Annotated in this window: 8 protein-coding genes; 7 read left to right on the top strand and 1 reads right to left on the bottom strand. The window is 42.9% G+C overall.

The window, feature by feature from the left end; all coding sequences use genetic code 11:
- Positions 1 to 56 precede the first annotated feature (56 nt).
- Positions 57 to 1838 carry an alpha-amylase family glycosyl hydrolase gene (locus T543_RS10520; RefSeq protein ID WP_035768147.1) on the top strand — a complete coding sequence of 594 codons (1782 nt, stop codon included), beginning with the start codon at positions 57 to 59 and terminating at the stop codon, positions 1836 to 1838.
- Between the two features lie 49 nt (positions 1839 to 1887).
- Positions 1888 to 2724, top strand: a complete 837-nt coding sequence (locus T543_RS10525) for an HAD family hydrolase (protein WP_035768148.1) — start codon at positions 1888 to 1890, stop codon at positions 2722 to 2724.
- 2 nt (positions 2725 to 2726) lie between these two features.
- Here T543_RS10525 and T543_RS10530 read toward each other — a convergent pair whose 3' ends face one another.
- Entirely contained in the window at positions 2727 to 3272 is a 546-nt protein-coding gene (locus T543_RS10530; RefSeq protein WP_035768149.1) for a VanZ family protein, read from the bottom strand.
- 177 nt (positions 3273 to 3449) lie between these two features.
- On the opposite strand from T543_RS10530, the gene T543_RS10535 reads away from it, so the two are divergent.
- The 5 genes from T543_RS10535 to carB all read left to right on the top strand — a co-directional run bounded on the left by T543_RS10535 (position 3450) and on the right by carB (position 13221).
- Positions 3450 to 3911: a hypothetical protein gene (locus T543_RS10535; RefSeq protein WP_051638702.1), complete on the top strand. Its 462-nt coding sequence runs from the start codon at positions 3450 to 3452 to the stop codon at positions 3909 to 3911.
- 53 nt (positions 3912 to 3964) lie between these two features.
- On the top strand, positions 3965 to 4555 hold the full coding sequence (locus tag T543_RS10540) for a TetR/AcrR family transcriptional regulator (protein WP_035768150.1): 591 nt from the start codon (positions 3965 to 3967) through the stop codon (positions 4553 to 4555).
- Between the two features lie 67 nt (positions 4556 to 4622).
- Positions 4623 to 8498 (top strand): phosphoribosylformylglycinamidine synthase, encoded by a 3876-nt coding sequence (locus T543_RS10545; protein WP_155843235.1) that lies wholly within the window; start codon positions 4623 to 4625, stop codon positions 8496 to 8498.
- 112 nt (positions 8499 to 8610) lie between these two features.
- Positions 8611 to 9813: a carbamoyl phosphate synthase small subunit gene (locus T543_RS10550; protein WP_035768152.1), complete on the top strand. Its 1203-nt coding sequence runs from the start codon at positions 8611 to 8613 to the stop codon at positions 9811 to 9813.
- A 48-nt stretch (positions 9814 to 9861) separates the two neighbouring features.
- A complete protein-coding gene (carB, locus tag T543_RS10555) occupies positions 9862 to 13221 on the top strand; it encodes a carbamoyl-phosphate synthase large subunit (protein WP_035768153.1) in 3360 nt (1119 codons plus the stop codon).
- The last annotated feature ends 94 nt before the right edge of the window (positions 13222 to 13315 follow it).

Raw genomic sequence — 13315 nt, forward strand, 5'->3', positions numbered from 1 at the left:
ATGAACTGATTGGAAAATAGTGGTAATCTATACTGTAGTTTTAAAGGAGATTTGTAATGAAAAAAGAAATCGTTTTCGGGATGATCAAAAAGCCGCTGAGTGCGCTGTTATGCGCATCTTTGATGATGACAGGCGCCGGATGCGCCCAAAAAACCACGCAACAAGTAGAGAAAACAGAAGAAGCTGATACAACGAAACAGACTGATGTAGCGGAACAGACTGATTTAGCGGAACAGACTGATACAGAGAAACAGACTGATGTAGCGGAACAGGCAGATACTGTAACAGCTCTGACACCACTTAATGTAATAGATGATGCTTACCGCACAACCTATGAGATATTTGTTTATTCGTTTTATGATAGCGATGGTGACGGAATTGGTGATCTGCAGGGCGTGATTGACAAGCTTGATTATATAAATGATGGTGATGATGCGACAGATACCGATCTTGGCTGCAACGAGATCTGGCTTATGCCTGTTTGCCCGTCACCTACATATCATAAGTATGATGTGACTGATTACTGCGACATAGATCCGCAGTACGGCACGATGGATGACTATAAGAAGCTGATAGAGGAAGCTCACAAGAGAGGCATAAAAGTCATAAATGATATGGTCATGAATCATACCTCATCCGAGCATCCCTGGTTTAAGGAAGCTACTAAGTATTTGAAAAATCTTCCGGAAGGCGGCGAAATAAACGCAGGTGACTGCAAGTATGCTCTTTACTACAACTTTACAGAGCAGGGAGGTGAAGGCTACGAGAAGGTTCCCGGAACAAACTGGTATTATGAAGCGAGATTCTGGTCAGGAATGCCGGATCTTAACCTTTCAAATGAGGAAGTAAGAAAAGAGTTTGCGGATATAGCAAAGTTCTGGCTTGATGCAGGGTGCGACGGCTTTAGAATGGATGCGGTAACGCAGTATTACTCAGATGATATTGATCAAAATACCATAGCTCTTGGCAATTTTGTGGATGATGTAAAAGCTATAAAAGAAGATGCCTACATCGTTGGTGAAGCCTGGACCACATCAAGAGAGTATTCGCGCTATTATGCGAGCGGAATAGATTCCCTCTTTGATTTTGACTTTGCGGACAAAGAAGGAACGATCGCAAAATGCGCAAGGGGCAAGATGTCACCTGTTAAGTATCTTGAGCAGCAGATAAAAGAGGATGAGCTTTATTCTTCCTATAATGAAAATTATGTGAATGCACCTTTTTATACAAACCATGATATGGCAAGAAGTGCAGGATATTATACAGGGAAAAATGCACTTTCAAGCGTCAAGCTTGCGGGTGCGCTCAACCTATTGATGAACGGCAACGCTTTCATATATTATGGCGAAGAAATAGGAATGAAGGGCTCAGGAAAAGATGAAAATAAGAGAGCGCCAATGCAGTGGGATAGCGATGCTAAGGCAGAGGGAATGTGCAAAGGTCCATCAGGCATGGAGAAGATCGACATGATCTACGGATCACTTAGTGATCAGGAAAATGACCCTTCATCAATCTACAACTACTATAAAAAAGCGATAAGATTAAGAAATACTTACCCTTCAATTGCAAGGGGAGACATCACCATATTAAATGATCTGTGCGCTGACAGGTGCGCAGTGTGGATTAAGAGCTGGGATGAAAATACAGACTACGACATCATGATCGCTCTTAATAACTCGGATGAAGAGACAACAGTTGACCTTACAAAGGATCAGGGTGCAGAAGGCTACAGAATACTAAGCGATATGCTTGTGACAGGCGATGATGAGGTTGTTTTAAATGAAGATAAGCTCACACTTCCGGGTGGCAGCATTGCCATTCTGAAAAAAGCAGACTAAAATTAAGATTATTATGTTGCAAAATAACGAAGATTTTGCGGGAGGAATAATGACAGGAAAACTGTACGGAACATACATCTTTGATTACTACGGAACTCTTGTAGATATCAAAACTGATGAAGGGAAAAAGGACCTGTGGAAAAAGCTTGCGGGAATTTATGCAGCTTACGGTGCAGATTATACCGGAAAAGAAATACATGAATTTTACGACAGGCTGTGTGCTGATGAGACCAATCATGTGAAAAAAGTTATGGGTGTCTGGCACCCGGATATGCAGCTCGATTTTCCGGAGATCCAGCTTGACAGAGTCTTTGCCAGACTTCTTGTTGAGGCGCCAAGGCATCACGAGACCAAGGCTACTATTGACGGCAAACAGGTAAGACTTTTATCTGTCGAGGAAATAGCCCAGAGTGAGTGGGTTTATATGCTCAGCAACATGTTCAGGGTTTTATCAAGAGAGAGACTTAGCGCATATCCAAATACTATTAAGACTATGCAGTTCCTGAAAAAGAAGGGCTGCAAGCTTTATCTTTTGTCAAACGCACAGGGCAGCTTTACGAGAGTAGAACTTGAAATGACAGGTGTGCTTGATTACCTTGACGGAGTCTATATTTCTTCGGATAAGCAGATAAGAAAGCCTCAGCCGGAATTTTTGAGATCCCTTATTGAGCAGTTTAATGTGAATACAAAAGAAGCTGTTATGGTCGGAAATGATATGCAGAGTGATATGGGAATAGCGTCTGCATGCGGTATCCCCGGGATTTTCTTAAATACCTTTGGATGGGATGATGAGAAGATAGAAGAAGAGAGAAAACTTATCCCAAATGCGGATTTGGCGGATATTACGATAGTGAAAAACGGAGATATTGGCTTCCTGATGAAGTAAGTTTAGTATCCCCGTTCACTTTCCTTGTATGCAAGTGGCCTGAAGATCGTCATTCTGCCGGTAAAACCAAGGACCCTGGTCATGATGATACCGATGAATGATCCGATGCTGTCTATTGCAATATCTTTTTTCATAGGAGTTCTGCCTGCAATAAAGGACTGATGATATTCGTCCAGGCAGGCATAACCTACGCATATAACACCGGCCATGAATACAAGCGGGATACCCCGTACGCCGTATACATACAGAGGAAAAGCAACAGTTATCGCAAGGATCAGGTACTCGGTAAAGTGCGCAAGCTTCCTTATATAGTGCTGATACTGTTCGCTTAAGGCCGCGATGTGAGACATGGTCCAGCCCTGGTCAAAGACGTCATTTGTCACTGTCAGAACTTCGACGCCCACCTTGTAGCTTAAGGCACTGCTTGTGTCTGCATCCTGACTTGAAAAAGTAAATATAAGACACATCATGATTATGGCAGGTACAAATGATAATGGCTTTAATACAAATCTGAGTGTCTGCTTAATATATAGAAGAAAATATTTCATTTATTTGTCCTTGAAAAATTTTTTGCAGTATTTATCCGCATTTTTCAACAAGTATAAACCATATCATGGTTTTTCACAAATTCTGTCTAAATTACTTCTATACATTTTTATTTCTTATTGATATAATCATTGAGATAAAATTCTTTTGGGCATTACTTATGAGTGAGGGACTAAATTATGTTTGAAGGAAAAGATGGCGAAAACAGCGTAGAAGACATTATTTCAAGATATAAAAGTGATGTTGAATCGCTTGTGCCTTATATTGATTGGCTTAAGGAACACACAAGTCAGCAGGTAGCAGAGAGCTATTCAAACAGTGAGCTTTCGAATTCCATGCCTTTTCCGGTCTATGATTCCATGCTTCTTAATTTTGTGAAGCAGTGCCAGCAGACCGGGATGATGAATCGCAATTACAGTTATGTTCTTGTCAGAAATCATCTGAACAATTATAAAGATGAACTTGCCTTTATCGACGACGCAGACATCATGAATATGGATGATCTGGCCGGTATTTTGAGCAAGTACATTCTTGAAGGTCAGACCAAGGGTACGGTCTGGGCAGAGGGCGTTTACACAGGAGTCCTTTACAATGTAGTTGAGAAGATGAGAGATTTGCTTCATTTCTGGGGTGAATTATAAGAACACTTTTTGCGAGAGAAGAGTATCAACAATAGTTTTTCAGGAGTTTTCGAATGAGTGAGAAGTCTGCTCAGAAAAGAAAATATATTCTGGAAAAAGCTCGAGGAGTTTTTGCAGAAAAAGGTTTTAAGAGCGTCACCATGAAAGATGTCGTAGAAGCTTGTGACATCAGTCGTGGAGGCCTTTATCTCTATTTCTCAAGTGTTGAAGAACTTTTCCTTGCCGTATTGTCTGATGATTCTGATTCAGATGATGATGACGCTATTGAAAAAGCATTAAATAACGATGCTACTGCCGGCGAAATGCTGGCACTTTTCTTGAAAGAGCAAAAGAAAGAAATTCTTCGAAAGAAGAATAGTCTTGTGATTGCTACATATGAGTATTTCTCATCGAGGGAGATTCCTTTTCAGGATAACCCTCTCTATAAACAATTTGAAGCAGGTGTTCAGATTGTTGAAACTTTGATTGAAAACGGTATTCGCAGCGGCGAATTTGAATGCAGTGATCCTCACGGATGTGCCCGCAACCTCATGTACGTGGTTGAGGGTCTTAAGGTATCTTCAAAAACTTTTGGTATTAATGAAGCCGCGGTGGACCGTGAACTATTATATATATTGGAGGGACTTGTCCCTGTTGCCAGCTAATTAATCAGTGAAATTATTATTAATTCACTGATTTTTTTTGAAATAATATATTTATATGGAGGAGATTATGAGCAAAGTCAGACGAATCTATGTGGAGAAAAAAGCACCTTATGCAGGAAAAGCGAAGGAGCTGCGTTCCGAGATCAAGAGTTACCTTGGAATAACAAGTGTATCTAAGGTAAGAGTATTTATCAGATATGATGTGGAGAATGTTTCGGACGAAGTATTTGAAAAAGCTTTGACAACAGTTTTTTCAGAGCCGCCTGTAGATATTTTGTATCGTGAAGAGATCGAAATCCCTGAAGGAGCAAAAGTATTCAGCGTTGAAGCACTTCCCGGACAGTTCGACCAGAGAGCTGACTCTGCTGTGCAGTGCGTAAGATTCATTAAGGGCGACGAGCAGCCTGTGATCCGCACAGCTGTAACATATATGCTCATCGGCAATGTTTCAGAGGATGAGCTTAAGAAGATCGAGGAATACACAATGAATCCTGTGGATTCCAGAATCGCAGACGAGAACAAGCCTGAAACACTTGTTGACAATTTTGAAGAGCCGGAGGATGTTAAGATCCTTGATGGCTTTAAGGATATGGCACAGGATGAACTCAAAAAGCTCTACGATTCATTCGGACTTGCCATGACTTTTAATGACTTCAAATGGATCCAGCAGTATTTTAAGGACGATGAAAATCGCGATCCTTCAATGACTGAGATCCGTGTTCTTGATACCTACTGGTCTGACCACTGCCGTCATACTACATTCGGCACAGAGCTTAAGAACGTAAGCTTTGAAGATGGTTTCTATCAGGCACCTATCAAGGCTTCCTACGACAAATACCTTAGTGCAAGAGAGGATGTATATGCTGATCCCAAGAAGAGAGAAGAGAAATTCATCTCACTTATGGACATCGCACTTATGGGCATGAAGAAGCTCAAAAAAGACGGCAAGCTTACAGATATGGAAGAGTCTGAGGAAAACAATGCCTGCACAGTTGTTGTGCCTATCGAAGTTGATTACGGCAAAGGACCTCAAACTGAAAACTGGCTTGTATTTTTCAAGAACGAGACTCATAACCATCCTACAGAGATTGAGCCTTTCGGTGGCGCAGCTACCTGCCTTGGCGGTGCTATAAGAGATCCGCTTTCAGGAAGAGGCTATGTATATCAGGCAATGAGAGTTACAGGTGCGGCTGATCCGACAGTTCCGGTTGCAGAAACACTTAAGGGCAAGCTTTCACAGAAAAAGCTTGTTCGCGGCGCAGCATCAGGTTACTCAAGCTATGGTAACCAGATTGGTCTTGCAACAGGCTATGTAAAAGAGATTTATCATCCAAACTACGTTGCAAAGCGTATGGAGATCGGCGCAGTTATGGGCGCTGCACCTCAGGAACATGTAATAAGAGAGAGCTCAGATCCCGGAGATATCATCGTACTTCTTGGCGGACGCACAGGACGTGACGGCTGCGGCGGTGCAACCGGTTCTTCCAAAGCTCACACAGCAGATTCAATCCTTACCTGCGGCGCTGAGGTACAAAAAGGTAATGCTCCTACAGAGCGTAAGCTTCAGAGACTTTTCAGAAGACCTGAAGTAAGTGAGCTTATAAAGAAATGTAACGACTTTGGTGCAGGCGGTGTTTCCGTGGCAATCGGTGAACTTGCAGACGGACTTCTTGTAGACCTTGACAAGGTTCCGAAGAAATATGCAGGTCTTGATGGAACAGAGCTTGCTATTTCGGAGTCTCAGGAGCGTATGGCGGTTGTTGTTGATCCTTCACAGGTAGACAAGTTCCTTTCCTATGCTGCAGAAGAGAACCTTGAAGCAGTAAAGGTTGCGGTAGTTACAGAAGAACCCAGACTTGTCCTTACATGGAGAGGCAAGAAGATTGTAGATATTAAGCGTGCATTCCTTGATACAAACGGAGCTCATCAGGAAACTGAGGTTGAAGTTGCTGCTCCTAAAAAGGAAGACAACTATTTTGATAAGATTGCATGCAAGGGTGCAGCAGATGCGCTTGCAGAAAATGATATAAAGAAAGCATGGCTCTCTGAATTGGCTGACCTCAACGTATGCTCACAAAAGGGTCTTGTTGAGATGTTTGACTCATCGATCGGAGCAGGCACAGTTACAATGCCTTACGGCGGAAAATATCAGCTTACAGAGACACAGGCAATGGTTGCAAAACTTCCTGTTCTTGGCGGAAAAACAGATACAGTAACCATGATGGCTTATGGATTTGATCCGTTCCTTTCATCATGGAGCCCGTACCACGGAGCAGCTTATGCTGTAACAGAATCTATCGCAAGAATAGTGGCTACAGGTGGTGATTACAAGAAACTCCACCTTACATTCCAGGAGTACTTCCAGAGAATGACTGCCGACAAGACCAGATGGAGCCAGCCCCTTAGTGCACTCCTTGGATCATTTGAAGCACAGCTCAGATTCGGCATTGCTTCAATAGGCGGTAAGGATTCAATGTCAGGTTCATTCTTCTATGAAGGTGATGAGAAGAGAGCATCAGGCGAGATCAACGTTCCTCCGACACTTGTATCTTTTGCGGTTGACGTAGCAGAGGGCAAGGATGTTATCACTCCTGAGCTTAAGGCAGCAGGCAACATGCTCATAGAGCTTCCTATAGACAGAGATGAGTACGATCTTCCCGACTATGAAAAGGTAATGGCCCGCTATGACGAGATACACTCTCTCATGCAGAAGGGCATGGTTGTATCTGCTTATGCTATCGATTCTTACGGCGTTGCAGCAGCAATAAGCCGCATGGCATTTGGTAACGGATTCGGTGTAAAGATCGCAGAATGCGTAAAGCACGAGGATCTGTTCACAAACAGGATCGGTAACATCCTTGTTGAGGTTCCTGCAGATAAGGCAGGAGAAGTTCTTGCTCTTAGAGAAGCAAGAGAGATCGGTGTAGTTACAGCTGATAATAAGTTTACAGTTGGAAATGTTGAGATAGCACTTGATGAGGCTCTTGAAAAGTGGACAGGAAAACTTGAAAAGGTATTCCCTTCAGTTGCGCCCGTATCTGAGGATGATACTGAGAGCCCTGATAAGAAGAGCATTTTCGGAGACGGAGCTCTTACAAAAGAATACAAGGCTGACTCTGTCTATGTATGTAAAAACAAGACAGCTAAGCCTACAGTATTTATACCTGTTTTCCCCGGAAGCAACTGCGAGTACGATTCCGCTGCAGCATTTGAGAGAGCAGGCGCTGATACGATAGTTAAGATTTTCAGAAACAGAGATGCAAACGACATCTTAGAATCAATAGATGAATTTAAGAAGAGCATTGAAAAAGCACAGATCATCATGTTCCCCGGCGGATTTTCAGCAGGTGATGAGCCTGACGGAAGTGCTAAGTTCTTCGCAACTGCTTTCCAGAATGAAGTGATAAAGGAAGCGGTAAATGACCTTCTTCAGAACAGAGATGGTCTTGCACTTGGTATTTGTAACGGTTTCCAGGCTATGATCAAGCTTGGCCTTGTTCCTAACGGACAGATCACAGGCCAGAATCCTGAGAGCCCGACACTTACCTTCAATACAATAGGACGTCATATTTCAACAATGGCTTATCTCAAGGTTGTAAGTAACAAGTCACCCTGGATGCAGAAGGCAGAGCTTGGCGGAGTATACGTAAATCCTGCTTCTCACGGTGAGGGAAGATTTGTTGCGCCTGTAGATGTTCTTACAAAATTGTTTGAGAATGGTCAGGTGATCACACAGTATTGCGATCCTGACGGAGAGGTTCATCTGGATAACAGATGGAACATCAACGGCTCTTACATGGCTGTTGAAGGCATAACTTCACCTGATGGAAGATGCCTTGGTAAGATGTGCCACTCAGAGAGAAGAGGCGACAATGTTGCCATAAACATCTTTGGCGAGCAGGATATGAAGATATTTGAAAGTGGTGTAGATTACTTTAAATAATGCGCAATTTTAGGAGCTGGTTACCGTTAGCGCATGTTTTTGGGGCGCTTACGGTATCCGTATCCGACCGGACTAAGTTAGCTATAAACTGGCGTTTATAGAGGAGGAGTTAATGAAAGCATTTTTGATCTTGGAAGACGGAACCGTTTTCTGTGGCACAGCAATAGGTGCTCAAAAAGAAGTCATAAGTGAAATTGTTTTTAATACATCTATGGCAGGCTATACGGAGGTTTTTACTGATCCTTCTTATGCAGGACAGGCGGTTTGCATGACATATCCGCTTATCGGTAATTACGGTGTATGCAGACAGGATATGGAATCAGAGCGCATCTGGCTCGATGCAGTTATCGTAAGAGAACTGTCAGCTGTTGCCTCAAACTTCCGCTGTGATCTGACAATTCAGGAATTTTTGGAAGAATATGATATCCCCGGAATCGAAGGAATCGACACGAGAAAACTCGTGCGTATCCTTCGTGAAAAGGGAACCATGAACGGAATGATAACAACAGATGAAAATTACAACTTGGATACGATCATTCCAAAGCTTAAGGAATACACAACAGGCAACGTGGTTGAGAAGGTTTCCTGCAAGGAAAAGAAGTTCATAAAAGGGACAACTGATCTTGCGGAAAATGGTCCTATTTCCGGAAGTGCAGTGTTTAACAAAGCTGATTACGAAGCTTCTTTAAAGGGCGATTTATCAAAGAGAGAAAAGCGCCCCAGCCTTATAAAGAAGCTGAATGGAAAAGGCCTTAAAATAGCACTTCTCGATCTTGGCGCCAAGAATAATATTGCAGATTCACTTGCTGCAAGAGGCTGTGATGTGACGGTTTATCCTTTTGATACTACAGCAGAAGAGATCCTTGAAGCAAAGCCTGACGGAATTATGCTTAGTAACGGCCCCGGAGATCCGAAGGAGTGCACAGGCGTAATTAAAGAGATAAAGAAAATGTATGATTCTGATGTTCCGATTTTCGCTATCTGCCTCGGACATCAGCTCATGGCACTTGCAACAGGTGCTGATACATACAAGATGAAATATGGTCACCGCGGAGGAAATCACCCCGTAAAAGACCTTGAGACAGGCAGAGTATATATATCTTCGCAGAATCACGGCTATGTCGTGGACACTGATAAACTCGACAAAAACATAGCTGTTCCTGCATTCGTAAATGTAAATGACGGGACAAACGAAGGGCTCAAATATGTTGGAAAGAACATCTTCACAGTTCAGTTCCATCCCGAAGCCTGCTGCGGTCCTCAGGACAGCGGATATTTGTTTGACAGATTCATAAACATGATCTGCGAAAAGTGATTTTTGCTGTGAAAAACATGCAACTAAAAAATTAGGAAGGATATACAAATGCCAAAGAATAAAGATGTAAAAAAGGTTTTAGTCATAGGTTCGGGTCCTATAGTTATCGGACAGGCAGCAGAGTTTGACTATGCAGGAACACAGGCCTGCCGCTCTCTTAAAGAGGAGGGTATCGAGGTTGTCCTTGTAAACTCCAATCCCGCAACCATCATGACTGATAAAGATATAGCAGATGAAGTGTACATAGAGCCTCTTACAGTTAAGGTTCTTGAACAGATAATAGAGAAGGAAAAGCCTGACAGTGTGCTTCCTACACTGGGAGGTCAGGCCGGGCTTAATCTGGGTATGGAGCTTGCCGAGTCAGGATTTTTGGAAAAGCATGGCGTAAAGCTTCTTGGAACAACCGCAGAGACCATCAAAAAAGCTGAGGATCGTCAGGAATTCAAAGATACTATGGAAAAGATCGGTGAGCCCTGCGCAGCATCACTTGTTGTTCACAATGTTGAGGACGGTGTCTCTTTTGCAGATAAGATCGGTTATCCCGTAGTTTTGAGACCTGCTTTTACACTTGGTGGTAGCGGCGGTGGTATCGCTTACAACAGAACTCAGTGTGAGGAAATCCTTGAGAACGGTCTTAGACTTTCAAGAGCAAACGAAGTACTGGTTGAGAGATGTATCTCCGGATGGAAGGAAATCGAGTACGAAGTAATAAGAGACAGTGCAGGAAACTGCATCACTGTCTGCAACATGGAGAACATCGACCCTGTCGGCGTACACACAGGTGACAGTATCGTAGTTGCACCTTCTCAGACACTTAGCGACAAAGAGTATCAGATGCTCAGAAGTGCTGCACTTAACATAATTGATGAGCTTCAGATAACAGGTGGATGTAACGTACAGTTTGCACTTCATCCCACAAGCTTTGAGTACTGCGTAATAGAAGTTAACCCTCGTGTAAGCCGCTCTTCAGCTCTTGCATCCAAGGCAACAGGATATCCTATCGCCAAGGTTGCTGCTAAGATTGCTCTTGGCTATACACTTGATGAGATAAAAAATGCCATTACAGGAAAAACTTATGCAAGCTTTGAGCCTGCGCTTGACTACTGCGTAGTTAAGTTCCCCAGACTTCCTTTTGATAAGTTTATTACGGCAAAACGTACACTTACCACACAGATGAAAGCTACCGGTGAGGTGATGTCAATCTGCACTAATTTTGAAGGTGCAATGATGAAAGCAATTCGTTCACTGGAACAGCATGTGGACTGCCTTACAAGCTATGACTTTTCAGAGCTTGATGATGATGAACTTACAGATCGTCTCAAGGTTGTGGATGACCAGAGAATATGGGTTATTGCAGAAGCACTTCGCCGCGGTATGAGCCACGACGAAATCCATGAAATTACTATGATCGACCACTGGTTCATAGATAAGCTCCACACACTTGTAAAGATGGAGCTCAAGCTTTTGAGGATCGGTGAGAAGAATACTGTTTCTCTTAAGAAAACAATGGATGAGATAAGTGCTACAGCTGAAGGCAATGCTTCATTTGATGCAAACAAGGCATTTTCAAAGGCTGAGTTTGATGAGGCAAAGAAGCTTATCACATACAGCACACTTCTTGAAGCAAAGAGACTTGAATATCCCGATTCTGTTATCAGCAGACTTACAAGATTTTCAGTTGATGCTTTAAAAGAACTTAGAGATTTTTATAAGATAAAAGCTGCTTACAAGCTGGTTGATACCTGTGCAGCTGAGTTTGCTGCTGAGACTCCATATTACTACTCGGTTTACGGCGATGAGAATGAAGAAAATGAGGCTGATGACAGCGCTGATAGCTCTAATAGCACAGAAAAGGAAGCTAAAAAGAAGATTCTCGTACTTGGATCCGGCCCTATCAGAATCGGTCAGGGTATTGAGTTTGATTATTGCTCTGTTCATGCAACATGGGCTTTTGAAAAGGCTGGATTTGAGACTATCATCGTTAACAACAACCCTGAAACGGTTTCAACTGACTTTGATATAGCAGATAAGCTCTACTTTGAGCCTCTTACTCCCGAGGATGTGGAAAACATCGTAAGGCTTGAGAAACCTGACGGAGCAGTTGTTCAGTTCGGTGGTCAGACGGCTATCAAGCTCACTCAGGATCTCATGAAGATGGGTGTTAAGATTTACGGAACAAAAGCAGAAGATGTAGATGCTGCTGAGGACAGAGAGCTTTTCGACAGAATCCTTGAGGAGACCAAAATCAAGCGCGCAGAAGGTGCGACAGTTTACACAGCTGAGGAAGCAAAAGAAGTTGCAAACAGACTGGGATATCCCGTTCTTGTAAGACCTTCCTATGTACTTGGTGGTCAGGGTATGCAGATTGCTATTTCAGATCAGGAGATCGAAGAGTTCATAAATATCATAAACAGAATTGCTCAGGATCATCCTATCCTTGTAGATAAATATCTTCAGGGTGTAGAGACAGAAGTTGACGCTGTTTGTGACGGAGAGGATATAGTAATCCCCGGTATCATGGAGCATATTGAGAGATCGGGTATTCACTCAGGCGACTCAATATCTGTATATCCTGCGCAGTCACTTTCAGATAAGGTTAAGGAGACTATTGCAGAATACACTAAGAGACTTGCGAAGGCCCTTCATGTAGTAGGTCTTATAAATGTACAGTTTATCGCAGTGGGCGATGAGGTATATATTATCGAGGCTAACCCGAGATCATCACGTACCGTTCCTTACATAAGCAAGGTTACAGGTATTCCGATCGTTGATCTTGCAGCGCAGGTAATGATGGGTAAAAAGTTAAAAGACCTGGGATATACTCCCGGACTTCAGCCTGAGGCAGAACATGTTGCGATCAAGATGCCTGTGTTCTCCTTTGAGAAGATCCGCGGCGCCGAGATAAGCCTTGGACCTGAGATGAAGAGTACAGGTGAGTGCCTTGGTATCAGCAAGTCCTACAGTGAAGCACTTTATAAGGCATTCCTTGGAGCAGGTATAAGACTCCCTAAGCACAAGCAGATGATCATCACGGTTAAGGATGCTGACAAGGGTGAAGTGATTGAGATTGCAAGACGTTTTGAAAAGCTTGGATATATAATCTATGCTACAAGATCTACAGCAGATACACTTAATGAAAATGGTGTAAAGGCTAGAAAGATAAACAGGATAAGTCAGGAATCACCTACAGTCATCGACCTTATCTTAGGACACAGGATCGACCTTGTAATAGATACACCTACTCAGGGACGTGACAAGACCAGAGACGGATTCCTTATCCGCAGAACTGCTATTGAGACCGGCGTAAATGTAATAACAGCCCTCGATACAGCAAGAGCTCTTGTGACAAGCCTTGAAGATGCTTACAAGGAAGATACGCTTGAACTTGTAGACATTGCAAAAATCTGATGTCTGTATTCGTTTATTAAATAACTTCCCATAGCCTCTCGAGTTGTGGAAGTTTAGTAATTAAAAATTACAATCCCCTCATTTTGTGGTACTC

This window comes from Butyrivibrio sp. NC2002, assembly GCF_000702265.1.
Classification (GTDB): Bacteria; Bacillota; Clostridia; order Lachnospirales; family Lachnospiraceae; genus Butyrivibrio.

Bases quoted from the DNA above. Each gene is read 5' to 3' on its own strand.
- T543_RS10520 (WP_035768147.1), top strand. From the start codon at position 57: ATGAAAAAAGAAATCGTTTTCGGGATGATCAAAAAGCCGCTGAGTGCG.
- T543_RS10540 (WP_035768150.1), top strand. From the start codon at position 3,965: ATGAGTGAGAAGTCTGCTCAGAAAAGAAAATATATTCTGGAAAAAGCT.
- T543_RS10550 (WP_035768152.1), top strand. From the start codon at position 8,611: ATGAAAGCATTTTTGATCTTGGAAGACGGAACCGTTTTCTGTGGCACA.
- T543_RS10525 (WP_035768148.1), top strand. From the start codon at position 1,888: ATGACAGGAAAACTGTACGGAACATACATCTTTGATTACTACGGAACT.
- T543_RS10545 (WP_155843235.1), top strand. From the start codon at position 4,623: ATGAGCAAAGTCAGACGAATCTATGTGGAGAAAAAAGCACCTTATGCA.
- T543_RS10530 (WP_035768149.1), bottom strand. From the start codon at position 3,272: ATGAAATATTTTCTTCTATATATTAAGCAGACACTCAGATTTGTATTA.
- T543_RS10535 (WP_051638702.1), top strand. From the start codon at position 3,450: ATGTTTGAAGGAAAAGATGGCGAAAACAGCGTAGAAGACATTATTTCA.
- carB (WP_035768153.1), top strand. From the start codon at position 9,862: ATGCCAAAGAATAAAGATGTAAAAAAGGTTTTAGTCATAGGTTCGGGT.